We start from the raw sequence: 24,598 nt of genomic DNA on the forward strand, positions 1-24,598 counted from the left end.
TGGTGAAATGATGAAGCGTACAGTAAATCAAAAGGTTTGGACTGGCAGGATCGATGAGCCTACAACACTGGATAACTTACGTTATCACCAAGTGGTGGTCCATAATGAGAACGAAAGTGAAGGCAAAACATGCGCCCTCCTCGGATTTGAATGTGAGGAAGGGGTCAGGAGGAACGCCGGGCGATTAGGAGCGGAGAAAGCTCCAGACGCAATACGGACTGAACTAGCAAAGCTTCCATGGAATTTTCCTGAGGGACATGCCCTGTATGATGGAGGAAATGTCGTTTGCGAAGGAGAAATGCTGGAAAAGGCCCAAGCTGAATTGGGTGAAGAAGTCAATCAACTATTGTCAAAACGTATGAACCCCATCATTTTAGGAGGAGGCCATGAGACATTTTTTGGCCATTACCTTGGTGTACGTAAATGGATTGGACCCGAAGCGAAGTTAGGAATCATTAATATCGATGCCCATTTCGATTTACGATCTTACGATCAGCAGCCTTCTTCCGGAACGATGTTCAAGCAAGTATTGGATTCGGACGAACTGAGCAGCTATTTCGTAATCGGAATTCAACGGTTTGGAAACACAAATGAGTTATTCCAACGTGCGAAAGAAATGGATGTATCATATATTTTGGAGGAAGAACTGGAACTTTCCTTGACCTTCAATAAAATCGAGGAATTCATGGAGCGGAATGACTATGTCCTCTTCACTCTCTGCATGGACGTATTGAATGCTGCTTTTGCCCCGGGTGTTTCCGCTACCTCACCATTCGGCCTGCACCCCGCAACAGTTAGAAACATCATTAGAAAGATTGCAACATCTCCAAAAACTTTATCATTTGATATTTGTGAGGTTAATCCTTCAGTTGATGAAAACGGTCGTACAGTAAAATTAGGTGCATACTTTGTTAATGAGGCAATCGCTTCATTCTTCGAAAGATAGAAAAAAGGTTGCGGGTTGGTAATTAATGGGATAAAATAAATTGGCTTAAACTACAACAAGGGAATGACAACTATGAAAAGATCGTTTATACAGTTATTAATCTTTCTTAGTCTATTCGTGTCTGCTTGTGCTCCGGTGCAAGAAGAATCCACCACACCAGACAAAGAGACTGAAAATGTACTACAAGTAGAGCCGGAAGAAAAGTCAGCTGAAACAAAAGAAGAAACAATCGAAAAAGAGGATGAGCAAAAACCGGTCGTCCAACAGCAGGCACCGCCAAAAGAACAGTTTTCCGGATATAAACTTATCGAAGTTGATGGTGGCGATTTATCTGGATATCGTGAAGCTAATGTCGTCGTTGACATTGGTTACGGGGACCGTGAATATTGGGCATTTACCAACGAATACGGGCAATTAGTTCGTGTCATTGCTGATAAAATCATTCTGCAAGATGACCGTATCGAACCAGTATTATCATCTGGCAGATACTACGCTGATGAGGCAAAGGTTCCTGGCGTCGAGAGTGAGGTTTTAGATGAAGGGCATGTTATTGCTGATTCTCTCGGAGGGGTATCGAACGCTTATAATATAACCCCACAAAATAGTACGCTTAACCGACATGGTGATCAAGCATATATGGAAGAGGTAATCCGCAGCGCAGGTGGAGCCACTGATTTTGAAGCAATTATCACATATCCGAATACGGAAACACAGATTCCTTCAAGTTATCAATATACCTATACTTTAAAAGGCAACAAGATCGTTGATACATTTGACAATGTGAATCCTGATGAAGTAAACTCATCACTCGGTTTAACAGGTAGTAAGCCTTCTGAGCCTTCTGATTCAAGTAGTTCAAACACAAACGGTGATGTTTCTAGTGTTGATACGAACGGTAATGGACAGGTGACGATTAAAGAAGCAAAAGCAGCAGGTTTTAGTATGCCTATAACAAGTGATCATTGGTTATATCAATATATGGATGATCGAGATCATGATGGTATGGTAGGGGAATAAGCCCTTAAGTCAGCCAAAACTCCAGAACCACAAGTAAAAAAATGAACAGAATACGGACCGCTTATCCAGTAGGAGTTCCTATAGGTCACACGGCAGATCAGCAAAAATTGGACCGGGATCGGGATGGCTACGCATGTGGAAGATAAGAAAAAGCAGATGGATCAAGATGATGATCCATCTGCTTATTTTATTTCGTAAAGACCTGATTATAATTCGTTGCTTCCCTTAAAGCGCGCTCCTCAGCTGGGATTCTGATAGAAAGAATTACGATGTTCAGTAAGGTGAACACAATTGCCGTAAAATACGCCTGGAAAATCAAAGGCAATACTAATAATTCGGTACAAACAATTACATAGTTTGGATGCCGGATCAGTTTATAAGGTCCTTTTTGGACAACTTCAGCTCCTGGAAGGATCATGATTTTCGTGTTCCAAAACTTTCCGAGCGATGTCAGACACCACACTCTTGCCACTTGCGCCAATAAGAAAACGATTAGAAGCGGAACCCGAAACGGGGAAAGTGACCGTTCAAAAAAGAAGACTTCCATAATCAGGCTAACGAAGAAAGCTGTGTGCAGCATAATCATAAAAGGATAATGACTTGCTCCCGCTTCGTATGCACCTTGAGCTTTCATCCACTTTTCGTTTCTCTTGGCAACCACTAGTTCGACAAGTCTCTGTAGGATTACGATGCCGATTAAAACCGTAAAAAGCATGGCGAACCTCCTAATCCCATCTTAGTAACAGCAACTCTCCGCTAAAACCGGGCCCTAAAGCTGCCATAAGTCCATGTTCACCTGCATTTGGCTCTCTCTTCATGAATTCCTTAAGTACGAAAAGTACAGTGGGAGAAGACATATTTCCATACTCCTTTAGCACTTTTCGTGAGAGGTCGGTCATGGAAGCGGCAAAATCGAGTGAAGTTTCATATGCTTCCAATACCTTTTTACCTCCAGGATGCGCAACGAAGTGAAGGATATCTTCTTTCGTTTTTCCATTTCGTTCGAGAAATTGATGTACGAAAGGTCCAAGCCAATTTTCGATGATGGAAGGGATACTTCTTGAAAAAACGACATGTAGGCCGCTATTTTTAACATCCCAACCCATCACATCTTCTGAATCCGGCATCCACTTCGATGCTGTCGATAGTATGGTTGGCATTCGTGTACTCGTTTCAATTTCCACTTCATCCCCACAAACTAATGCACATGCAACGCCATCAGAAAATAAGGATGCTCCGACGAGATTACTCTTTGTGTAATCCTCTTTTTGGAAGGTTAAGCTGCAAAGTTCAACGCAAAGGACTAACACTTTCGCTTTCGGATGAGCAAGGCAATAATCGTACGCTCGGCTCATGCCAGATGCTCCACCGGCACAACCCAATCCCCAAATCGGGATTCTTCTTGTTTCATCTGAAAAAGGGAGATGGTTCATGATCCGTGCATCAATACTGGGTGTGGAAATTCCAGAACTTGATATGAAGAAGATTGCGTCAATGTCTGAAGGAGGGACCGAGTTTTTTAAGAACTCGTTTTGATGAAGACAGTCATTGATAGCGGCAATTCCATACATCGTCGCAAGTTCTATGTATAAGCGGTTCCTTTCTTCGAAGTCATGGTCCATGCTGAACCATTCCATAGGTACACTAAAATGTCTTTTCTCAATTTCTCCGTTTTGAAATACTTTTAATAATCGCTCGATATCTTGGAATTTCTCTTTGAATAACTCCCTCGTCAAATCTGTCGCCGATTCCTGAGACAAAATATTAGGAGGAGCGAAAGTACTAACGGATGCAATTTTCGGCATATAAAAACCTCCAGTTTAAACCCTATCCTGATAGTATTCTTTCCTTTTTGGATAGGCGCTAAACTAAAGGCTTATGAACACGACTTTTAAAAATGGCTCCATTTCATCAATTGTTTATTTATTTCATTTTGCAGTACAGGTGACTGATCTTTAAACTTCAGTGAAAAGTACAAAGCTTTCAAGAAATTCTTTATAGTGTATTGAACACGATAGGATTCGATAGCACCCCGTTGTTCCTGCAAATGGCGCTCTGTCCGATCTATAAGACGGGATAGCCAACTACTGATTTCAACTTCCGCCTGTTTGTACATGAGGAGCGAAAGTACTGGAATTGCAAGACGTTCCTCTTCATCATCTGTAAAGGCGTGCCTGCTAAAAAGCGGAACCTCAATTGCGGTAAGTAAACGCTCGATATTGGTAAACATAGGATGCTTAGCCATCGCATCCAGGACATCCGCACAATGGGCGACAGCATGAGCCCAACCTTTGTCATCTACATAACCGCGGTAATCCTGTTCGTTCATCATGTAATGTATTGCCTGATCAGCAGCATTTTCGATTTCTCCCTGTTCAAACACGTGATGGATAAAATCATATTCAATTAATAGCGCTATAACTAAAGCAGAGAAAGAACGTCGAAAGACTGAGTCAGTATTCTGTTCCCCAAGTCTATGATGAAAAAAATCTTCTTCTAACATAGTTTTCATCAATTGATGAAGTTCTTGTTCTTTCAAATGGCCATCGAAAATTAGATGATAATACGAGCGATAGATTAATTGATCCCGTAGATAAGGATCGGTTGAACCGATATTTTCAGCCATGCCTGTAAGTAAGTCAGACAAATTGTGAATCGGTTCTTTTTGCAAGAAGCCTTCTAATTCCTTCATTAAATTCATTTCTCTTATCCCCTTTTATTTAATTTATAGATAGTTTAGCATATAACGTATTTTCTGTTTCTTTTGTTCTATATGAGTGGAATGGATATAGGTCTAAATGAATAATCGCCACAAGACATTTGAACGATTTTGAAATGAATTATCAAAAAAGTCTTGAAACTGTAAATGAGATTTTCATATAGTCAAAGCAGTAACATTGTTTTCCGAAAATTTCACAAGAGGGGGAAGGATATTCATGAAGAAATGGTCAAAAGTAATTTCTACCTTAGTTATTGTAAGCGCTTTAATTTTCTCTGGATTAAATCCTGCCATTGCAGAAGAAACACCTGATCCATCTATCCGGATTGGGGTTGTTCCGGCTGTTGAATCACTGACAGTGGGAGGGACAGGGGAATTTGAAGTGGCGGATAAAGCGACAGGTGAAGTTTTATTCGAGGGGAATAATGAAGAATTAACGGTTGAATTGGGTGAGTCTGCCACCAGTCAAACGAACTACCGATTGCAAGTCGCTTATTCAACGAGTAATGCATATATTGCAGATTGGCTAGCTCGTGCTGAATCATTTGGCTATCCAACTTATTTAGAAGAATATAATAATGGCTGGAGATTGTTAATCGGTGAGTTTCCTTCAGATGCATCGTTCTCGGTAAGGAATAATTTTAAAAACGAAATTATAGCTAAAGGGTTAGGTCCATCAGATGCATATTGGCGCATAATTACCATTGTTGAAGGCGAAACACAACTTGCAGTTACTAAAGGCGAAGAAGTAAAGATCTCTGGGAACCCGATTCAAGTCATCCCAGCAGAAGGTTCGTTTGTTAAAATCAACGGCAAGCGGTACCGTGGATTGGCTGAAGTAGGCTTTAACAGTGCAGGATCTCTTGCAGGAATTAATGAATTATCCATGGAAGAATATTTATACGGAGTGGTTCCTCGCGAATTACCGCCAAATCCATACGGGGAATTAGAAGCTCAGAAGTCACAAGCAGTAGCGGCTCGTACTTACGCTTTGGCTGGAATGGGCAAGCGAAGCAAGGACGGATACGATTTACTTCCGACTACTTCAGACCAAGTATATGGCGGTTATGAGGCTGAGCATCCGGTTTCGAATGCGGCAGTCGACGGCACAAAAGGTGTTGTGGCCACATATGAAGGAAAATTGATTACGGCAGTATTTAACTCTACAAGCGGTGGATTCTCCGCAAACAATGAGGATGTTTGGAGTTCTGCGGCAATTCCTTACTTACGTGGTGTTCCGGATGCGGAACGAGGAAAAGCGTTCGAGAACGTTCCGACCTTGGAAGTGTTCAAGAACAGTTCTAATTCAAAATCTCTTCGAGCAGCTAAAAATGGTGATTACGAAGCGGACTGGTCCAAATACCATCGCTGGAATTTCGAATGGACAGCAGAAGAGATGCAGGATGTAGTCAGCACATATTTCAATAAAGAGACAGGAAAAGTGCTTGAGGTAAACGTTACTGATCGTTCGGACTCAGGGCGTGCGATGGAAATTGAGTTTGTCACAGAGAACGGTACGTTCTACGAATACAAAGATAAAATCAGGACAGCATTGAAATATATTAACGCGAGTGGAAACCAAGCTTCTTTACTAAGCACATTGTTCTTCATTGAACCTGTGAAAGACAACAAAACAAAAGAGGTAATTGGTTACAAAGCATACGGCGGAGGCTGGGGCCATGGCGTCGGACTGTCTCAAACTGGTGCTATGGGTATGGCTGTTAAAGGATATAACTATGACACGATTCTAAAACATTACTACACAGGAATCGAATTAGAAACACGCTATTAATAAGAAGAGCCGCTTCAGGAGTAATATGTACCTGAAGCAGCTCTTTTTTGATTGAAAAAAAATAACGAATTTCGGAAGTGGCATTGAAAAAATATTTCAACAATTTATAATTAAGGCATAACAAACAAAAGGCGGGTCAGTTATGTATGTGTTAGGAATTGATGGTGGCGGAACAAAAACAGCAGCAGTTATTGCGGATGAAAATGGAACCGTTTACATGAAGGCTGAAGCTGGCAGAAGTAATCCGAATACACTTAACAAAAAAGAATTTGAAGCTGTTTTGACGGGGTTGTTGCACCAGCTTCGCGAGCAGGACGAGGAAATTTATAATCGATTAAGCGTTTGCTTTGCAGGAATGGCGGGGGTCGGCGAAAGCAATCGGCAGTTAGAAGTTAAACGCCTGTTATCTCAACAATTACCTCCTGAAACTTTAGTATATATCGAAAATGACGCTGTGAATGCATTATATTCGGGTACTTTGGGTCAATCGGGAATCGTACAAATATCGGGCACTGGTGCAATCACAATTGGTAAAAATGAAACAGGAGAGATCGCTCGGGTCGGGGGATGGGGTTACCTTTTTGACGATTTTGGAAGTGGTTACGATTTGGGGAATCAAGCACTTCAAGCAGTTTTTCAGGCGTATGACGGTAGAGAATATCAAACAGCTTTAACAGAAAAAGTCCTAAACTATTTCCGGGTTGAAAGAGTCCCAGACACCATAGAAAGAATCTATTCCGAAGAACATCCGAGAACGATCATAGCTCCTCTTAGCAGAATAGTGGTAGAAGCAGCATCCGAAGGAGATTCGATCGCTTTAAGAATTATAGAGAAAGCTTCAAGACAAATGGCAGAATCCATCATTACATGTCATAACAAATTGTTTGCTAAAGAAGAGACGGTAAAGGTAGTCCTTTCAGGAGGGGTATTCACGAATTTTGTGTTATTTAGAAAAATGATTGAGAATCACACATGCTCAAAACTGCCGAATTTAGAGTATATTCCATCAGTGATTCCACCTGTTGGCGGTGCTGTGGCCGCGGGATTTTCTGTAATGGGTGTTAACTTGGGCGAGAAGTTCATTGAGGTGTTTAAAGAAGGTGTTTCCAGATGATCATGAAAAACATAGTAGACATTGACCCTGAAAAAATTACGAATTTCTGGAACGCTACAATTGGCGAACGTTTCCCTTTACGAGAGCAACTGTGGAACCAAAACACCGTAACTGATCCGAACATACTTCCCCAGGCTTCTTTCGCTGTTTTAGACGAGGATAAGTTAATAGGAATACTGGTCAGTAAGAAATATCAGGAACAACATCAAAACCTATACATGCCAACAGAAACCGGTTGGATTCAGTGTTTACTCGTGGACAGAGAAAGAAGAGGAGAAGGAATTGGAACTAGACTGCTTTCATTGGCTGAGAAAACTTTTCAGGAATTGAAACTGAAAGATATCAAGATTGGAAGAGACCCACAGCATTACTTTCCTGGAATTCCATTTGAAGATAAAGAATCGATACGATTCTTTGAAAATAAAGGATATGAAAAGGATTCCATCGAAATAGATTTATACAAAAGGGTGAAAGACCAAAGTCTTTACGAACTAAATCATCATGAATCATACTTCCGTTTACTTAGTTCTCATGATCACGATTCTTTGCTGCAATTCTTACAGGTTTCGTTTCCTGGCCGTTGGCACTATGAAGCGGCTCGATACTTTGCCCAGGGTGGAAGCGGGAGAGAAATATTAGGTCTATTTGTAAACGGGGAAATGAAAGGATTCTGCAGACTTCATGATCTTGATTCGCCATTCATTGCCGCAAATCTATACTGGTCGCCGCTCCTTGAAGGGAAATCCGGCGGAATAGGTCCTTTAGGCGTGGATCGGAGTGTGAGAGGACAGAATTTGGGTTTAGATATTGTAAAAGCTGCTGCAAATGAACTGATCAAAAGGGGAATGGACCACATCATCATTGATTGGACTCAATTAGAACAGTTTTACGGGAAAATGGGATTTCGGCCATGGAAAAGATATCAATCCATGTCCAAACGTTTGCACTTTTAAATAGAGAGAGAAGGAATTGTAGTTGAAAAGTAAATTGACCTGGATCAGTATTCTGCTGCTCCTCATATTATTAGGGTTTCAATACGGGGTAACGTTGAATGAACATTTGAAAACACCTTCCTCACAATGGAGTAGTGCCCAGTCTTTGTATGAGGGGAAAAGTAATTACTCTTCCATAGAAAGTGTGAAGGAAGAAACGGGCTACACCGTAACATTAAAAGATTTGCAAAAACAAGATATCCTCATCTGTGACAATGATTTAAATTCTTGTTCATATGATCGGACAATCAGCGACGGAGCAACTCATAAGTATACATATAATGACAAGAAAACTTCCTATTATATTGAAGATGACCAACTCGTATTATCAACTGATGAAGGGCGAAAGGTGATTGCTGATGCCTCCAACTTTACAGTAGGAGGAGAACAAATCGCCTACTGGAATGATGATCTTCAAGTCGTTTTGGTAGATATAAATACGCTGGAAGAAGTGCAAGATTTCCAAATGGCACAGCCGGTTAAAACCGGCAGCTTCATAGATGGTCAACTTTTCATACTTACAGAAGATGCAAAAAGCCGCGTTTTGACAGGTTATATTGAGAAAAATATGTCACAACCCTTATTCTCATTTCCTATTAAAGCTTCCGAAAATCTTCAATCTATACAACTTTTTTCACCGGAGGAAGGGAAATTTGGGATTCTCTTGGATGTAGAAATACTGGCAGGAGGGGGCCGTACAAAATACATTTCTTATGCCGAATTCGGTGATGAAATCGGACAGCAACTTCAACTGACAAAACTATCATTTAAAGATGCAGAGTCAGGAAGTAGGCTGGAGGATGTTAGAAACCCTTATGTGTGGGATGGGGAAAATGAAAATACTATTTCATTTTCTGCAGGGGGATATGACACTTCCGGCCAGTATGCCACAAGGATCTATGTAGGAGACTTTTCTGGAGACGAAATGACAGCGTATGCTGCTACAAAATCAGATGAATTATTCAGCAGACCGCATTTAGTCGACCAGAAAAATGTCTTAATTTTTGCACTTGACGGCAAAGAGAAATCATTATCCTATTCATCAGCGGATCCTGTAAAGGTTGCTAATAGTAGTCATGTTGGAGAAGGAGATGTAAAGACGGCAATTTTAAAACTATTGACCCTTCTTACGCACGGTATGATCTTGCTATTGGTGTCATTTCTTTGGTTCCTTCCTGCTCTTGGGATCACCTATGGAATTCAAGCCGTTTTCCGCAAAATGTATAAGACTATTTCAGAACAGACCCTTTTCTACATTCATTCAGTCGTCTTATTTTTAATTCAACTGATCATTTTTACAAAAGTATTTTATGTAGAACAGTTTGTCGTTACTATCCCGTTTCTCAATCATGTAGGGCAGTTAATTTTGCTACTTGCCGTTTGCATCATTATTTCTATGCTACCGATATTATTCATTCGGAAACGACTAACCGAGGAAAATTTCAATTCATCGATTATGTACGTCACCTTTACGAACTTAGTGATTCTTCTAATTGTAATAGGACCTTACTTCTTATAAGGAGGGGAAAAAGTGAAAGAAAAGATTATCCAGTTTCTAACTGAAGAGATTGATAAACAAACGATGCCGGGGGCAGTTATTCGTGTAAAACACAATGGGGATTGGTTCCTGCAAGAAGCGGTCGGACATACAAGCACCGGGGTGGATCGAGTCGAAATGTCAATGGACCATTTATTTGACGTTGCTTCGCTCACCAAGGTGGTGGCAACTTTACCTTCCATCCTAAAACTACTTGAAACAGGAAACATGTATTTGAATGACCGAGTTGCCTATTTTCTTCCGGAATTCGGTAAGAATGGGAAGGCGGATGTAACAATCCGTCAGCTTTTAACTCACTCATCAGGCTTGATTGCCCACCGGCCTTATTTTGAGAGAAGGCTCAGCTATGAAGATGTATTGAAAGAAATCTTTGACGATCAGTTGGTTTACAAACCAGATACAGAAGTGATTTATAGCGATTTAGGTTTCATCGTCTTAGGGGAAATCGTGAAGGCAGTGACAGGTGTCAGACTCGATGATTTTGCACGCCAAGCTATATTCGAACCGTTAGGCATGAAAAATACAGGGTTTATGCCAAAAGTAAACCGGTCACTAATTGCACCCACTGAATATGTTGAACATATCGGTGGACATAAATACGGAATCGTTCATGATGATAATACGGAATTCATGGGCGGAATCAGTGGTCATGCCGGCTTGTTCTCCACTGCAAGTGATTTGTCAGTTTTTTGCGACATGCTCGAGAATGATGGGTATTATGAAGGGAAAGAAATTCTAAATCCTGCTTGGCTTAGAAAGTCCAGAGAAAACTTCACACCATTTTCCGAAGAAGTTAGAGGAATTGGCTGGCAGCTGAAAGGAAATGGACCAAGTCCTGCTGGAGATTTAATGTCGGAATTTGCATATGGGCACACAGGTTTTACCGGAACAAGCTTCTATTTGGATCCTCTCCATGAGGTAACTGTCATCCTATTGACAAACCGAGTGTACTTTGGCAGGCATGACCGTATGAACCGAATGAGGCCAAGACTGCACAATCTGATTTTGTCTCAATTATTAAAATAGAGAGGTGAGGAAAATGCATTTAATGATCGTTGGTGCACATTGTGGAGACGGAGAAATTCAAGCGGGCGCAATCGCACATAAGTATGCACAAGCTGGTTACAAAGTAACTTTTCTCCACCTGACTGCGGGTGAGAAGGGTGCACCCCCACATCTGTCTGCAGAGGACTATCGGCAGTTGAAAATTCGTGAAGCTGAAAAGGCTGCTTCGATTTTAGGCGGAACGAGTATCATGCTGGATCACAGGGATGCAGAGCTGACTTTTAACGAGGAGTTGGTCAAAGAAGTTGCAACCATTTTCCGTAGGGAAAAGCCAGACTTCGTTATTACCCATTGGGTGAACAGTATGCATCCGGATCATCGTATCTGTCAGCTTGTCGTTCAAGATGCATGGCTGAAAGCTGCACTTCCGGGGTTCGATTTAGACGGCTTACCGCCACACGGTCTAAAAAGAGTGTTCCACTCTGAAAATTGGGAGGACATGGATGGGTATGAACCGGATATTTACGTCGATGTAACAGATTCTTTCGATGCATATTTGGAAGCCCTTTCAAGCTATTGGTTCATCATGAATTCTACGAGTTTCAGATATTACGACTATTATAAAGCGTTAGGCACCATGAGAGGGTGTTTGGCAAGAACAACCTATGCACAGACGTTACAAAATTCAAAAGGGCTGCATGTTCGTAAAGAAGGGTATATACCTGGATTTCCATTAGCTTAAGGAGGGTCAAACATGGAATTGAAGAAACAAGTAGGCAGGTTGATGATTGCAGGTTTTAAAGGAACAACTATGACGGAGGAGATCAAACGTCTCATCCACGACTATCATATTGGCGGAGTTATTTTATTTGGAAGAAATATCGGAACACCTGAAGAGATTCTTAAGCTTACTCGGAGTTTGCAGTCAGAAGCAAAAGCTGCAGGCTATTCAACACCTCTTCTGATTTGTATCGATCAGGAAAATGGGGTTGTCCGTCGTTTAGGTGAAGGAACTACTATAATCCCGGGCGCGATGCTTTTAGGGGCAACAGGTGAAGTGGAAAATGCGCGGAAGGCAGGATTTTTAACAGGGAAAGAATTAAAAGCTCTCGGCATCAATTGGAACTTGGCACCTGTTGTAGATGTAAACAACAATCCGTTAAATCCTGTAATCAGTGTCCGATCATTCGGAGAAGATGCCGAAAAAGTGTCTGCATTTGCAATGGAATCGATGAAAGGGATGCAGGAATCGGGCATAGCAACAACTTTAAAACACTTCCCTGGCCACGGGGACACAAGTGTAGATTCACATTTGGATTTACCTGTCATTGCGCATGGTGTGGATCGTCTTCATGAAGTAGAGCTACTTCCATTTAAAAAATGTATTGCTTCCGGAGCAGATGCCATCATGACCGCTCATGTGTACTTCCCTGCATTTGAATCGGAAGAAAACACACCTGCAACTCTATCAAAATCAGTGATTACCGGTTTGCTTCGAAAAGAGTTGGGGTTTGAAGGTGTCATTACAACTGATTGCATGGAAATGGATGCGATTGCAAAGGGAATCGGAACGGTAAATGGAGCTGTAAAAGCGGTGGAAGCCGGAGTGGACCTCGTGATGGTATCTCATATACACCACTTACAGGAGCAGTCCATATTAAAAATAGTTGAGGCTGTTGAAAATGGTGAAATGACAGCGGAGCGGATTACCGAATCCGTGAGACGGATCGAAGCGATGATCAACGAATACATCACGTGGGAGGAAATTGAAAATAGTTCTGATGTTCCTTCCTTTGTCGGTTCACCAGAACATGTCGAGCAAATGCTTGAGGTTTATAAAAAAGGTATTACGCTTGCTCATGGCAAGGGCGAATCTATACGACAAGATGACAAGGTTCTGCTCATTTATCCGACAAATGAATACGCGACTCTTGTGGAGGATAAGCGATATGCAACAATCGGCATGGCCGAGGAATTAAAAAAAGTTCATCCGAATGTTGAAGTACTTGAGATTATTCCGGCTGATTATGCAGCCTCGATTGAGGGGGCAGTAGAGAAAGCAGAGGAATATGACAGAATTGTAGTACTTACACTTAATGCTGTGAAGGATCCTGATCAGGAACGACTTGTCCATCGATTAATCGATTCGGGGAAACCGATTGATGTCATTGCAATCAGGTCACCTTACGATGCGGAATTATTCCCAAAAGCAAACCGAATGATTTGCACATACGAATTTACTCAAACCGCTTTTAAGGTTGTCAGTCAATATTTAGTAGGGAAGTCCGAAATAAGAGGGAAGCTACCTGTCACTATGCCATTGGATGAAATATTATTTTAGATAATTAAAAAAGTATTGATATTTTATTTCGTAACTACTAAAATATGAGTAAGCGTTTTCATGCAGGATACCAAGGGGGGATTCTTTGAAACCGATGCGTGTTTGTGGTCTTATGTCGGGTACATCACTTGACGGCTTAGATATTGCAGTTGCTGACTTTTTTGAAGAAAAAGGAAGCATCCGACATGAGTTGAAATTCTTTACGACTATGCCGTATCCCGATGAGTTGAGGGAAAGGCTAACTAGTCTGATGGATCCGAAAGCGCCAATGCAAACTATTTCATCTATGAATATGTACTTGGGAGAATTGTTCGCTTCTTATGTAAAAACTGCTTTGGCTGATTCACCTGTACCATTCGCATCAATCGATCTGATTAGTTCCCATGGACAGACGGTTTGGCATGAACCGGTGTCTGATGGAACTCCATTTTCCAGACCGAATACCATGCAGATCGGAGACATTTCAGCTTTAGCGGAGCACACACGTAAGACGGTAATCGGCGATTTCCGACCTCGGGATATTGCAGCAGGAGGACAGGGAGCACCTTTAGTTCCTTTTGCGGATCAATATTTGTTCCAGATTGAAGAAAACGGACGGGTTTTAGTTAATATCGGAGGGATCTCCAATATTACCGTACTTCCGCCAACTGGTTCAAATGAGGATGTCATTGCTTTAGACACAGGTCCAGGCAATATGATCATCGACGCTTTTGTAGCTATTCATACAAATGGCAATGAGTTGTTAGATCAGGATGGCCGATACGCCAGTTTAGGAAAGGTACATAACGACTGGCTAAATGACTTGCTTCAGCATGATTATTATCGCAAATCTGCACCGAAGAGCACCGGACGCGAGAATTTCGGATTTGATTATTCAAAGAGCATATGGAATGATGCCGATCGTTACGGGTTAACACCTGTCGATAAGATTGCCACGGTAACGATGTTAACGGCCAAAACATTATCAACCGAGATTCAGAAGTTTTCGGATTCCCACGATGTGACGGAAGTCTTTATCAGTGGGGGAGGCGTGCACAATCCCGTTCTATTAAATTACTTACGAGATTTGCTGCCAGGTCTTGCAATCAGAAACACAGAAGTTTTGGGGATTAATAGCGATGCAAAAGAGGCGTTCGTCTTTGCGCTAATAGGCTATTTGGGCTTCCATAATGAGCCGAATAACGCTCCTGCTGCCACTGGAGCCAATCGGCGGACAGTCCTTGGGAAAATTGCATGGTAAAAACAAATCTAGGGGGATTTCAATGAAGAACATGTGGAAAAAATCAGCTTTACTCGTCGCTTCACTCGGTTTGACAGCATCCATGCTGGCTGCTTGTTCAGGCGGCAGCGGTGAGAAAGCAGGAAATGCAGAGGATTTCAAAGGAACAATCACAATTTGGGATGGACCAAGATGGCCGGATAAAGATGACAACAAGTATCACTGGCTGGAAGAAAAGATTGCTGAATATCAAGCAGAGCACGAAGGCGTTAAAGTTGAATTAGTTCAAGTTCCTTGGGCAGAAATGGGTGACAAGCTTGGTGTAGCAATCGGCGGTAAGAAATGGCCGGATATTGCACCTGTAGACATTAGCGGAAGTTCCGTTAGTATCGAGCACATTAAGCAGGGTGTAGTTGAACCGCTGGATTCATTCCTTTCGAAAGATGACAAAAAAGACTTTTATGATAACGCATTGGATGCATACACGTATGATGGAAAGTTATACGGAATTCCGAACTCTATCACTCTACACACAATGCTTTTAAATCTTGACCTGTTCGAAGAGAGAGGCGTAACTCCTCCTGAAAACGGAAAGTGGTCTTATGATGAGTTCTTAGATGCTGCTGAAAAATTGACATTTGACCGTGATGGCGATGGAAAAACAGACGTTTACGGATTCTCCACTTATGTCTTAGCTGGTTATTATGAGTCTTGGCCATTCTTCTTCAAAAATGGCGGTTCTCCATTGAATGAAGATATGACTGAATTCACAATGGATGATCCAAAGGTCGTTCAAGCTATCCAAGATCTTGCTGATTTGAAATTGGAACACCAAGTGGCTCCTGAAACTTTAGGAGGAGCTGATGTAGGTGGTACATTCCAAGCGTGGGCAAACGAAGAGCAGCGTACAGTTGCAATGGAGCCATGGGCAACATGGGCGATTGGTGCAGCACAAGGTAAATTCCCAACAAACTTTGCAGTAGCTGAATATCCAAGTGGTGACGATAATGCAAAAACAATCGGCGGTGTCGGCGGCTGGATCATGTTCCACCAAGAGGATGCAAACAAAAAAGCAGCTGTCGCTGACTTCATGAAGTTTATTTCATCGACAGACGAACAGTTCGTCATGGCACAAAATTATGGTATTTTCCCTGCACGCATTAGTGCTTCCGAGAAGGATCCATTCAAGGATAATCCGGAAATGACCCGTGCAATGGAAATGTCCGATCAAGTAGTCATGCTTCCTCGCCATCCTGAATGGAAGAAGATTGACGAAGCAATCCAAGCTCAGCTTCAGTTAGTATTCAATGGCGAGAAAACAGCAAAAGATGCTATGGCTGACGCCAAGAAACAAGTTGATGAACTTTTAAAATAACCATGTTGAAGCAGGCTCTGCACACCGCAAGCCTGCTTCAGTTTTAGGAGGTGCAACCACCATGACACAAATTCCGGTAAATCCGGCTCCTCCTGCTGAATTAGAACCAGAGGTGGAGCTGAATAAAACCTCGGCAGGGGAATTTGAAAAGAAACCAAAAAGAAAGCGGACGCTCTGGGGTGAAATGAAGAAGAATTATAGCGCATACCTATTCCTTCTTCCAAAACTCATCTTATTCTCTTTGTTCATCGCATTTCCAGTTGTATGGGCGTTCGTGTTATCGTTCCAGGAGTATTACGTATTAGCAGGCAGTGAATTTGTAGGATTAGCTAATTATATGAAGGTCTTTAAAAGTGAAGCGTTCTGGGTCGCTATGAAGAATACCGCCCTCTTTACTGTCGTAACTGTTCCTTTTTCAGTGATCAGTGCATTAGTTATTGCTTCGATGATTTTCGGCTTAGGAAAGCTTTCACAAAGCTTTTTCCGTTCGGCGTTTTACTTGCCGACAGTAACCTCAATGGTCATTATCGCAATGGTTTGGCGCTGGATGTACAACTATGACTTCGGCCTATTCAACTACATTTTAGGCTGGTTCGGTTTCGAACAAGTCAACTGGTTAGGCCAATCTTCAACTGCATTATGGGCATTGATCATCATGCAATGTCTAATTCCATTCGGTGCAGGAATTATTATGTATCTCGCTTCTATGGGTTCCATCTCCCAATCTCTTTACGAGGCTGCGAAAATTGATGGAGCGAACGGCTTTAAGCAGTGGATCCATATTACGATTCCATTATTGAAACCGACAACTTTGTATTTAGCTCTCCTAAGTACAATCGGTTCGTTCCAAGTGTTCACCCAAATCATCATGATGACAGGCGGGGGACCTGGATATGCTACAGAAACATTAGTGCATCTCATCTATAAGACCGGATTCAGGGATTTTGAATATGGATTGGCAGCAGCCCAATCGGTAGTTCTATTTGCCATCATCCTATTCTTCTCGATTGTCCAGTACCGAGTGCTTCGGCATGATGATTGAACGGAGGGGTTTCAGATGAAAAACATGAACAGATTAAATAAAACAATCACCTATGGTTTGCTAATCATATTTGCCATCGTATCGCTCCTTCCGCTCTATTGGGTATTTTCAACTTCCCTTCAATTGAGCAGCTATCAATCACAGGATATGGAGAAGCCGGTATCGTACGTAAATGCGAATCCTCCAAAATTGTATCCGATGGGGATTCCGCTCTATTTTGAACATTGGTCTGAAGCAAGAGAAGCGGCGAAAGCAGGAGATACCGAGCAGGAACAATATCATCGGGGCATGATGGATACCATTGTGGATGATTCATTTGCCAGTTTTAAAGCCCTATTTACAAAACATGATATCGGTAACTGGTTCTTCAATAGTTTCTATATTGCTGTTGTCGTAACGATCGGTATATTGCTCTTTGACTCGATGGCCGGATATGTTCTGGCGAAAAAGAAATTCCCGGGAAGAGATATTATATTCTGGATTATCATTTCAACGATGATGATTCCGGGGCAGGTAACATTAGTTCCGATGTTCATCATGGTGGGGAACCTTGACTTGATGGATACACACTGGGCACTGATTCTTCCCGACTTGGCGATGGTTTTCGGTGTTTTCTTAATGAGACAATTCATGTACTCAATTCCAGACGAATTGCTTGAGGCAGCCAAAATGGATGGTGCCAGTGAATGGAAAACGTTCTGGACCGTTGTTTTGCCACTTGCAAAACCAGGATTGGCTGCACTTGGAATCTTTACATTCATGAACGTGTGGAACTCGTTCCTATGGCCGATCATCGTCTTGAACGATGCAAGCCTTTACACATTGCCAGTAGGTTTGAAGACGTTGCAGGATGCAAACTTGGCAAGCTTTAAACTACTTATGAGTGGTGCAGCAATTACGGCTATTCCTATGATTATCGTTTTCATCCTGTTCCAACGTTACTTCATCAAAGGACTGACGCTCGGCGGAGTGAAGGAGTAATGCCAAAAGTAAGACTTGGCATTGATGTATTCATGGAGGATCCATCATTTGTGGCCGGAAAAAGGGTAGGATTGCTTACGAACCAAACGGGTGCAGATTCAAAGCTAACTTCAACGATTCGCCTTTTCCATCGGGAACCGGGTATTAACCTTTGTGCCTTATTTGCACCAGAACATGGCATTAAAACAGTTGCCAGGGAAGGTGAGAAATTTTCGGATACCGTTCATGCAGAAACGAATATACCGGTTTTTAGCCTATACGGAAATACAAAGAAGCCAACAAAGGAAATGCTCGAAACGGTAGATATTGTGATTTTCGATCTACAAGATATCGGGGCAAGGTATTACACATACATCTACTCCATGCTTTATATGATGGAAGCCTGTGCTGAATATCAAAAAGAAATGGTTGTGTTAGATCGGCCAAATCCCATAGGGGGCACTGAGGTAGAAGGTAATTTAGTTGAACAGGATTATACGTCATTTGTTGGGCTCTACCCGTTGCCCTCCCGGCATGGGATGACGGTTGGAGAATTGGCTCTCTTATTTAATGACCAGATTGGTTGTCAACTAAAGGTCGTGAAAATGGAAGGCTGGAATAGGAACATGCTTCTTCCTCATACGGGTCTGCCATGGATTCCTCCATCACCGAATACTACAAGCTTGGATATGATGCTCTTATATCCCGGAACTTGTCTATTGGAGGGAACAAATCTATCAGAAGGGCGTGGAACTGTTCAGCCGTTTGAAATCTTCGGAGCACCGTTCATTGACGGCAGCATTCTGCAGGATGCAGTGAATTCCTTGAAATTACCTGGTCTCCATGCACGAGAAACATCCTTTAAGCCTACTTATTCCAAATTTAAGGATGAAGTATGTGAAGGAATCCAGTTGCATGTTACTGATCGGATGGCAGTTAAGCCGGTAGAAGCTTTTGTGCATATTCTTCGAACTGTATTTCGGCTATATGGGGATCGGATCACTTTTTTGGAATACGAGAAGCTAAGGCATCCAATGTTCGACTTATTGGCTGGTAACGAAGTGCTGAGGCACTCATTGACCGGTTGTACCGATAGGGATTATTTGGAAGACTGCAGAAAGGGGAGCGTCCAGTTCCTTAATGGTCGTACCTCATATTTACTTTATAGATAGGAAGGCGGAAAGATGGAGAACTTATCACTTTTGACAACTGAGGAAAGCAACCGCAAAACTGTTAGGCTGGATGAAATGTCCATTGCTGAAATATTAAATGTCATGAATGAAGAAGATCAAACTGTTGCTCTTGCTGTCCGGGAAGTAATTCCTCAAATCGGTGAGGTAGTGGAAAAAGTAGTGAAAGCCTTTCAAAGTGGTGGAAGACTAATCTATATTGGTGCGGGGACGAGCGGACGGATTGGCGTATTAGATGCCGTAGAATGTCCTCCGACTTTCAGCACACCTCCTGAACAAGTTCAAGCTTTGCTTGCTGGGGGCGAAGGTGCAATGTTCCATGCGGTAGAGGGAGCTGAAGACGACCCGGAATTGGGTGCAAACGATCTTCAGAAATTGGGAGTTTCCTCTCATGATGTTGTGATTGGAATTGCTGCCAGCGGCCGAACTCCTTACGTAATTGGTGCACTGCAATATGCAGGTGGCTGTGGGGCAGTTACAGTAAGCCTCTCCAGCAATGCAGATTCAGAAATCGGCGAAGTAGCTGACATTAAAATTGAAGTTGTTACTGGTCCTGAGATTCTCACAGGCTCGACAAGGCTTCGTGCAGCGACCGCACATAAAATGATTTTAAACATGATTTCGACCGCATCAATGGTGAAAAACGGAAAAGTGTATAGCAATTTTATGATCGATTTGAATGCAAGTAATTTTAAGCTGCGTGAGCGTGCGAAGAAGATTGTTTGTGCTGTGACGGATGTTTCTTATGAAGAGGCGGAAGACGTTTTAATAAAAACCGACTTCAATGTGAAACTTGCGATCGTGATGATTTTAACGAAATCAGATCGGATGGAAGCTGAGCAACTCATCGATCAATCCAATGGATTTGTAAATGCTGCAGTGAAAATGGCTTCTGCGAAGAAAGGGTGAGCCTGATGTACCGCACATTTAAATCCGGAGATGAAAAGAAGATCGTAGAATGTTGGAACGAAGTACTTACACATGATCCGATCACTTCAGAACGCTTTTGCAGACAAGTAATGCTGGACGCGAATTTCGATCCTCAAGGTTTAATCGTTGCAGAGGAAAATGGGGAAGTTATTGGTGCGATTCTTTCAATCACTCGGAAACTACCCATGTACAAAACGGAACTTGAAGAGGATACAGCATGGATTTCATTTTTCTTTGTCAAACCTAATTTTCAACGATCAGGTGTGGGAAAAGGATTAATGGAAAGAGCTTGCCACTATGCAAAAAGCAAAGGGGCAGAGAAGGTTTTCTTTTCTTCTTATGCTCCCAATTATTTTGTTCCTGGAATTGACGAGGACCGGTATCCATCGGGATTTGAGTTCTTGAAAGCATCAGGTTTCCGAAAATTGTACTCTCCTGTCGCCATGCACCGGGCACTTACTGATTACGTTTATCCTGTTGAAGTAAACGAGCTTAAACGTATTCGAGAAACAGAAGGCTATACATTTGGCCAAGTGAAGGACGGAGATTTCTACGAGTTAATTCATTTCGCCAATGAAGTTTTCAATCCGGACTGGGGGAGAGCGATTCGGGAAGGCGTGCTTCAGGGGTTGAACCCTTCACAAATTCTTGTAGCGAAACGAAATGAAACGGTTGTTGGATTTGCACTTTACGGTGGTTACGAAGGAATTCGTGAGCGCTTCGGCCCTTTTGGAGTCGATCCAACTGAACAAGGAAAAGGTTTAGGGAAAATCCTTCTTCATGAAACGCTGCAAAGTATGAGAGCGAAGACACTACATGGAGCCTGGTTTCTTTGGACGAGTGAAAAGAGTTCTGCGGGACATTTGTACTTGAAGAATGGATTCAAGACTTTCAGGACATTCCATGTTATGTTGAAGGAATTATAAATTGTAAGTAAAGGGTTGATTGTATGGCAATATCGAGCGGAGGCCTTATTTTGCTGAACGAGATGCGTGGTCAGCTGCCGCCATCAGAACAGAAAATTGCAGAATATATTTTAGCGAACCCAGAAAAGGTGGTTACCATGACCGTTTCTGAGTTGGGTGACCAAAGTCAGACAAGCGGAGCAGCCGTTACGAGGCTCTGTAAATCTTTAAAGCTTAAAGGCTTTCAAGAACTGAAGCTGAGAATTATCGGAGATCTCGGCAGGAAAGTGGAGCTGACTAACCGCGACATTAAGCCGAATGAGCCCGTATCGATGACCATTCAAAAAGTGACGGATTTAGCGGTGAAATCTTTAATGGAAACAGCTGAACTTCTGGATTCCGAACAATTGGAAGCTGCAGTGGATGCCATTGTAAAGGCGAAGAATGTCCATTTCTTCGGTGTGGGAGCTTCGGGTATCTCAGCGATCGATGCCCAACAAAAACTGCTCCGTATAAACAAACATGCAACGGCAAGTACTGATCTTCATATGGGTGCGACAATCGTTGCAAATGCGGGCAAGGATGATGTCGTCTTCGGTATTTCCTTCTCGGGTGCGACATTCGAGGTAGAGAAAATTATCGAAATGGCTAATGAAAAAGGTGCGGTTACGATTAGTTTAACGAAATATGGGCAAACCCCAATATCAGAACTTGCACAAATTCACCTTCATACATCACCAGCTCGTGAAGCGAATTTCCGAAGCGGTGCGACCTCGTCGCGTCTCGCGCAACTGCATGTAATGGACATTCTGTTCATGTCCGCTGCCTCGAGACAGTATGATACAACCGTTCAATACTTGGATGCGACACGTGAAGCCATTGAAGAAATTCAAAGCCAAACGTTCCGCAAGAAGAGGAAGTGAACTCAATGGAACATTTCATCATTGAAAATGTTTCGGTCTGTCTGGAAGACGGCCGAATGATTCAAGGAGAAATACTCATCTCTAATGGCAGAATTATAGAAGTCATCGAAGGGAAAAGTGGTATCGAGTGTGAACGCTTTAATGGTAATGGCAACACCTTATTGCCAGGATTCATTGACATTCATATTCACGGTGCGGATGGTGCCGATTTCATGGACGGTTCGGTAGAAGCAGCTGCTAAGATTGCAAAGTATCTGCCTTCGGAAGGAACAACTTCCTTTCTTGCGACCACCATCACACAGTCTCCAGAGGCAATTCATCAGGCTATTTATGTGAACAGGGAATACATCAAAGGTCCAATGGAAGGCAGTGCAGAAATGCTCGGTTTCCATTTGGAAGGGCCCTTCATTCATCCGGAGCAGGCAGGGGCACAACCGAAGGAGTTCATAGTCGAACCGTCTTTAGAATTGTTAATGAACTGGTTCGGTGAATCCCTAACAGACTTAAAAATAGTGACACTTGCACCTGAACGGGATAGTGGGCTTAGTGTTACAAGTAAATTACATGAGTCGGGCGTAATCTTATCTGCCGGACATACAAAGGCTACATTCTCCCAGATGTTAGAATCAGGGGACAAAGGCATCACACATTTGACACACTTTACCAATGCCATGACCGGAATCCATCACCGGGAGATTGGTGTAGTCGGTGCAGGTTTCATGGATGAACGCTTTACGTGTGAAGTGATAGCGGATGGTATTCATATTTCTGTTGAAATGCTGAAGATGATGTCAAAGTTTATCGGAATGGATCGCTTAATCCTAATTACGGATTCGATGCGTGCGAAAGGGCTACCAGATGGGGTGTACTCGCTTGGTGGACAGCCGGTAACCGTTGCAGACGGGAAGGCGGTCTTAGCAGACGGTACACTTGCTGGCAGTGTATTGAAAATGAATGATGGTGTGAAATTGATGAAGGAAGTTGCGGGTCTTACTTGGCATCAACTACAGCTCATCAGCTCACAAAATGCAGCAAAACGTCTTGGGCTATACAGCAGAAAAGGAAGTATTTCTCGAGGCAAAGATGCAGATTTAGTGTTAGTGACAGAAGATCTTGAGGTCTTATGCACATTTTGTAAAGGTGCTATCGGTTATATAAATGAAAAGCTTACATATGGACAGGAGGGGAATCCGAATGGCTGAATTAAAATTAGTCAACTTAACGAAGGAATACGATAAAGGTGTTATAGCAGTAAGAGATTTTAATCTTCATATCCAAGATAAAGAGTTCATCGTATTTGTAGGGCCTTCCGGATGTGGAAAAACAACTACTTTACGTATGATTGCAGGTCTTGAGGAAATCTCAGACGGCGTTCTTGAAATCGATGGTAATAAAATGAATGATATCGCACCGAAAAACCGGGATATTGCCATGGTCTTCCAAAACTATGCTTTGTATCCTCATAAAACAGTCTATGAAAATATGGCTTTTAGCCTCCAAATGAGGAAAGTTCCTAAAAGCGAAATTAAAGAGCGGGTTATTAGTGCTGCGAAGATTTTAGGACTTGAAGAGTACTTGAAACGGAAACCAAAAGCGTTATCAGGCGGTCAGCGTCAACGTGTCGCCTTAGGACGGGCGATTGTGCGAGATGCGAAAGTATTCCTAATGGATGAGCCTTTATCGAATTTGGACGCAAAACTTCGTGTGCAAATGCGTGCGGAAATTCAAAAGCTTCATCGCCGTTTACAAACGACTACAGTTTACGTAACACATGACCAGACAGAAGCAATGACGATGGCAACTCGCCTTGTAGTCATGAAAGATGGTCTCATTCAGCAGGTCGGTACTCCAAAGGACGTATACGATTACCCGAATAATGTGTTTGTGGGGGGCTTCATTGGTTCGCCAGCGATGAACTTCTTCCGCGGAAAGCTGACAGAAGAAGGATTTGTTACGGGAACGACTGTTATTGCGGTGCCAACAAACCAGAAAGAACAGCTCCGTGAAAATGGATATATGGGCAAGGAAATTATTTTAGGCGTTCGTCCTGAAAGTATTTATACGAACCCGGAAGATATCTCCTCTAATGAGGGGGCTACGTTCGAAGCTTCCATCGAAGTTGTGGAATTAATGGGGGCTGAAACATATTTGTATTCCAGCTTAGAAGGGTATGATTTCATTGCAAGAATTGATGCTGAGACAAGAATCCAGCCTTCGGATCAAGTGAAATTAGCAGTCGATATGGAAAAGGTACATTTCTTTGATGCAGTGACAGAAGACCGGATCAAACTGTAATAAAAAAACATCAACCAACCTACAATATAAATAGTTTAAAAGGGAATCCATTGCGGGTTCCCTTTACTTTTGCCGAAAAATTTTCTTTGAATTAATTGTTCTTCAATACCATATGTTTAGAAGGTCAAGTGAAAAGGGAGTTTACTGTAATTAATGATGTGCATTCGTATAGAATTTTCTATAAAAGCAGTAATAAATACACATTAATCCAACTGTAAAATAACAGTTGCTAACGAAGTTGCGAAATTGGTTTGGCATGAAGAGCTTCACTAAGC

23 protein-coding genes are annotated in these 24,598 nt (G+C 42.3%); 20 read left to right on the forward strand and 3 right to left on the reverse strand.

The genetic code is table 11. The features are described from left to right. Positions 1-7: 7 nt before the first annotated feature. The 3 genes from hutG (at position 8) to ACFOZY_RS04520 (ending at position 2,109) form a co-directional block, all read left to right on the forward strand. The gene (gene hutG / locus ACFOZY_RS04510; protein WP_378152731.1) at positions 8-946 is read left to right on the forward strand and encodes a formimidoylglutamase; all 939 of its coding nucleotides are present in this window, start codon (positions 8-10) and stop codon (positions 944-946) included. Between the two features lie 63 nt (positions 947-1,009). Next, on the forward strand, positions 1,010-1,963 hold the full coding sequence (locus tag ACFOZY_RS04515) for a DNA/RNA non-specific endonuclease (RefSeq protein WP_378152733.1): 954 nt from the start codon (positions 1,010-1,012) through the stop codon (positions 1,961-1,963). A gap of 41 nt (positions 1,964-2,004) precedes the next feature. Then, positions 2,005-2,109, forward strand: a complete 105-nt coding sequence (locus ACFOZY_RS04520) for an excalibur calcium-binding domain-containing protein (RefSeq protein WP_378152735.1) — start codon at positions 2,005-2,007, stop codon at positions 2,107-2,109. A 41-nt stretch (positions 2,110-2,150) separates the two neighbouring features. On the opposite strand, the gene ACFOZY_RS04525 is transcribed toward ACFOZY_RS04520, so the two are convergent. From ACFOZY_RS04525 to ACFOZY_RS04535, 3 genes are all read right to left on the reverse strand, one after another. Then, entirely contained in the window at positions 2,151-2,678 is a 528-nt protein-coding gene (locus tag ACFOZY_RS04525) for an isoprenylcysteine carboxyl methyltransferase family protein (protein WP_378152737.1), read from the reverse strand. A gap of 10 nt (positions 2,679-2,688) precedes the next feature. Beyond that, positions 2,689-3,768 (reverse strand): type III polyketide synthase, encoded by a 1,080-nt coding sequence (locus tag ACFOZY_RS04530; RefSeq protein ID WP_378152739.1) that lies wholly within the window; start codon positions 3,766-3,768, stop codon positions 2,689-2,691. 86 nt (positions 3,769-3,854) lie between these two features. Continuing rightward, positions 3,855-4,664, reverse strand: a complete 810-nt coding sequence (locus ACFOZY_RS04535; RefSeq protein ID WP_378152741.1) for a DUF2785 domain-containing protein — start codon at positions 4,662-4,664, stop codon at positions 3,855-3,857. Positions 4,665-4,899: 235 nt separating this feature from the next. Here ACFOZY_RS04535 and ACFOZY_RS04540 point away from each other — a divergent pair, with 235 nt between their 5' ends. The 17 genes from ACFOZY_RS04540 (at position 4,900) to ACFOZY_RS04620 (ending at position 24,323) form a co-directional block, all read left to right on the forward strand. Further along, a complete protein-coding gene (locus ACFOZY_RS04540) occupies positions 4,900-6,474 on the forward strand; it encodes a SpoIID/LytB domain-containing protein (protein ID WP_378152743.1) in 1,575 nt (524 codons plus the stop codon). Between the two features lie 142 nt (positions 6,475-6,616). Beyond that, positions 6,617-7,588 (forward strand): BadF/BadG/BcrA/BcrD ATPase family protein, encoded by a 972-nt coding sequence (locus ACFOZY_RS04545; protein ID WP_378152745.1) that lies wholly within the window; start codon positions 6,617-6,619, stop codon positions 7,586-7,588. Positions 7,589-7,590: 2 nt separating this feature from the next. Further along, positions 7,591-8,541 (forward strand): GNAT family N-acetyltransferase, encoded by a 951-nt coding sequence (locus tag ACFOZY_RS04550; RefSeq protein WP_378152747.1) that lies wholly within the window; start codon positions 7,591-7,593, stop codon positions 8,539-8,541. Positions 8,542-8,563: 22 nt separating this feature from the next. Further along, positions 8,564-10,099: a hypothetical protein gene (locus ACFOZY_RS04555; protein ID WP_378152749.1), complete on the forward strand. Its 1,536-nt coding sequence runs from the start codon at positions 8,564-8,566 to the stop codon at positions 10,097-10,099. A gap of 12 nt (positions 10,100-10,111) precedes the next feature. Further along, positions 10,112-11,164, forward strand: coding sequence for a serine hydrolase domain-containing protein (locus tag ACFOZY_RS04560; protein ID WP_378152751.1), 1,053 nt, complete (start codon positions 10,112-10,114; stop codon positions 11,162-11,164). Positions 11,165-11,177: 13 nt separating this feature from the next. Continuing rightward, positions 11,178-11,885, forward strand: coding sequence for a PIG-L deacetylase family protein (locus tag ACFOZY_RS04565; protein WP_378152753.1), 708 nt, complete (start codon positions 11,178-11,180; stop codon positions 11,883-11,885). Positions 11,886-11,897: 12 nt separating this feature from the next. Further along, positions 11,898-13,484 (forward strand): beta-N-acetylhexosaminidase, encoded by a 1,587-nt coding sequence (gene nagZ / locus ACFOZY_RS04570; RefSeq protein ID WP_378152755.1) that lies wholly within the window; start codon positions 11,898-11,900, stop codon positions 13,482-13,484. Between the two features lie 94 nt (positions 13,485-13,578). Then, positions 13,579-14,724 (forward strand): anhydro-N-acetylmuramic acid kinase, encoded by a 1,146-nt coding sequence (locus tag ACFOZY_RS04575; RefSeq protein ID WP_378153196.1) that lies wholly within the window; start codon positions 13,579-13,581, stop codon positions 14,722-14,724. 22 nt (positions 14,725-14,746) lie between these two features. Further along, the gene (locus ACFOZY_RS04580) at positions 14,747-16,078 is read left to right on the forward strand and encodes a sugar ABC transporter substrate-binding protein (RefSeq protein WP_378152757.1); all 1,332 of its coding nucleotides are present in this window, start codon (positions 14,747-14,749) and stop codon (positions 16,076-16,078) included. A 61-nt stretch (positions 16,079-16,139) separates the two neighbouring features. Continuing rightward, positions 16,140-17,120, forward strand: coding sequence for a carbohydrate ABC transporter permease (locus tag ACFOZY_RS04585; RefSeq protein WP_378152759.1), 981 nt, complete (start codon positions 16,140-16,142; stop codon positions 17,118-17,120). A 15-nt stretch (positions 17,121-17,135) separates the two neighbouring features. Beyond that, on the forward strand, positions 17,136-18,101 hold the full coding sequence (locus ACFOZY_RS04590; RefSeq protein WP_378152761.1) for a carbohydrate ABC transporter permease: 966 nt from the start codon (positions 17,136-17,138) through the stop codon (positions 18,099-18,101). After that, complete coding sequence (locus tag ACFOZY_RS04595; protein WP_378152763.1) at positions 18,101-19,252, forward strand: exo-beta-N-acetylmuramidase NamZ family protein; 1,152 nt, start codon at positions 18,101-18,103, stop codon at positions 19,250-19,252. Before ACFOZY_RS04590 ends, ACFOZY_RS04595 begins: the two co-directional genes overlap by 1 nt. Positions 19,253-19,264: 12 nt before the next feature. Next, positions 19,265-20,179, forward strand: a complete 915-nt coding sequence (gene murQ / locus ACFOZY_RS04600) for an N-acetylmuramic acid 6-phosphate etherase (RefSeq protein ID WP_378152765.1) — start codon at positions 19,265-19,267, stop codon at positions 20,177-20,179. A gap of 5 nt (positions 20,180-20,184) precedes the next feature. Continuing rightward, a complete protein-coding gene (locus ACFOZY_RS04605; RefSeq protein WP_378152767.1) occupies positions 20,185-21,126 on the forward strand; it encodes a GNAT family N-acetyltransferase in 942 nt (313 codons plus the stop codon). Between the two features lie 50 nt (positions 21,127-21,176). Further along, positions 21,177-22,028, forward strand: coding sequence for a MurR/RpiR family transcriptional regulator (locus ACFOZY_RS04610; RefSeq protein WP_378152769.1), 852 nt, complete (start codon positions 21,177-21,179; stop codon positions 22,026-22,028). Positions 22,029-22,033: 5 nt separating this feature from the next. Then, positions 22,034-23,230, forward strand: a complete 1,197-nt coding sequence (gene nagA, locus ACFOZY_RS04615) for an N-acetylglucosamine-6-phosphate deacetylase (protein ID WP_378152771.1) — start codon at positions 22,034-22,036, stop codon at positions 23,228-23,230. Continuing rightward, positions 23,223-24,323: an ABC transporter ATP-binding protein gene (locus ACFOZY_RS04620; RefSeq protein ID WP_378152773.1), complete on the forward strand. Its 1,101-nt coding sequence runs from the start codon at positions 23,223-23,225 to the stop codon at positions 24,321-24,323. Before nagA ends, ACFOZY_RS04620 begins: the two co-directional genes overlap by 8 nt. Positions 24,324-24,598: the final 275 nt, after the last annotated feature.

The sequence above is a fragment of the Chungangia koreensis genome (genome assembly GCF_042651785.1).
GTDB classification, from domain to species: Bacteria; Bacillota; Bacilli; order Bacillales_A; family Planococcaceae; genus Chungangia; species Chungangia koreensis.

Bases quoted from the DNA above. Each gene is read 5' to 3' on its own strand.
- ACFOZY_RS04520 (WP_378152735.1), top strand. From the start codon at position 2,005: ATGAACAGAATACGGACCGCTTATCCAGTAGGAGTTCCTATAGGTCAC.
- ACFOZY_RS04515 (WP_378152733.1), top strand. From the start codon at position 1,010: ATGACAACTATGAAAAGATCGTTTATACAGTTATTAATCTTTCTTAGT.
- nagA (WP_378152771.1), top strand. From the start codon at position 22,034: ATGGAACATTTCATCATTGAAAATGTTTCGGTCTGTCTGGAAGACGGC.
- murQ (WP_378152765.1), top strand. From the start codon at position 19,265: ATGGAGAACTTATCACTTTTGACAACTGAGGAAAGCAACCGCAAAACT.
- ACFOZY_RS04575 (WP_378153196.1), top strand. From the start codon at position 13,579: ATGCGTGTTTGTGGTCTTATGTCGGGTACATCACTTGACGGCTTAGAT.
- ACFOZY_RS04590 (WP_378152761.1), top strand. From the start codon at position 17,136: ATGAAAAACATGAACAGATTAAATAAAACAATCACCTATGGTTTGCTA.
- ACFOZY_RS04540 (WP_378152743.1), top strand. From the start codon at position 4,900: ATGAAGAAATGGTCAAAAGTAATTTCTACCTTAGTTATTGTAAGCGCT.
- ACFOZY_RS04605 (WP_378152767.1), top strand. From the start codon at position 20,185: ATGTACCGCACATTTAAATCCGGAGATGAAAAGAAGATCGTAGAATGT.
- ACFOZY_RS04530 (WP_378152739.1), bottom strand. From the start codon at position 3,768: ATGCCGAAAATTGCATCCGTTAGTACTTTCGCTCCTCCTAATATTTTG.
- ACFOZY_RS04620 (WP_378152773.1), top strand. From the start codon at position 23,223: ATGGCTGAATTAAAATTAGTCAACTTAACGAAGGAATACGATAAAGGT.
- ACFOZY_RS04595 (WP_378152763.1), top strand. From the start codon at position 18,101: ATGCCAAAAGTAAGACTTGGCATTGATGTATTCATGGAGGATCCATCA.
- ACFOZY_RS04580 (WP_378152757.1), top strand. From the start codon at position 14,747: ATGAAGAACATGTGGAAAAAATCAGCTTTACTCGTCGCTTCACTCGGT.
- ACFOZY_RS04565 (WP_378152753.1), top strand. From the start codon at position 11,178: ATGCATTTAATGATCGTTGGTGCACATTGTGGAGACGGAGAAATTCAA.
- ACFOZY_RS04535 (WP_378152741.1), bottom strand. From the start codon at position 4,664: ATGAATTTAATGAAGGAATTAGAAGGCTTCTTGCAAAAAGAACCGATT.
- hutG (WP_378152731.1), top strand. From the start codon at position 8: ATGATGAAGCGTACAGTAAATCAAAAGGTTTGGACTGGCAGGATCGAT.
- ACFOZY_RS04585 (WP_378152759.1), top strand. From the start codon at position 16,140: ATGACACAAATTCCGGTAAATCCGGCTCCTCCTGCTGAATTAGAACCA.
- ACFOZY_RS04550 (WP_378152747.1), top strand. From the start codon at position 7,591: ATGAAAAACATAGTAGACATTGACCCTGAAAAAATTACGAATTTCTGG.
- ACFOZY_RS04545 (WP_378152745.1), top strand. From the start codon at position 6,617: ATGTATGTGTTAGGAATTGATGGTGGCGGAACAAAAACAGCAGCAGTT.
- ACFOZY_RS04525 (WP_378152737.1), bottom strand. From the start codon at position 2,678: ATGCTTTTTACGGTTTTAATCGGCATCGTAATCCTACAGAGACTTGTC.
- nagZ (WP_378152755.1), top strand. From the start codon at position 11,898: ATGGAATTGAAGAAACAAGTAGGCAGGTTGATGATTGCAGGTTTTAAA.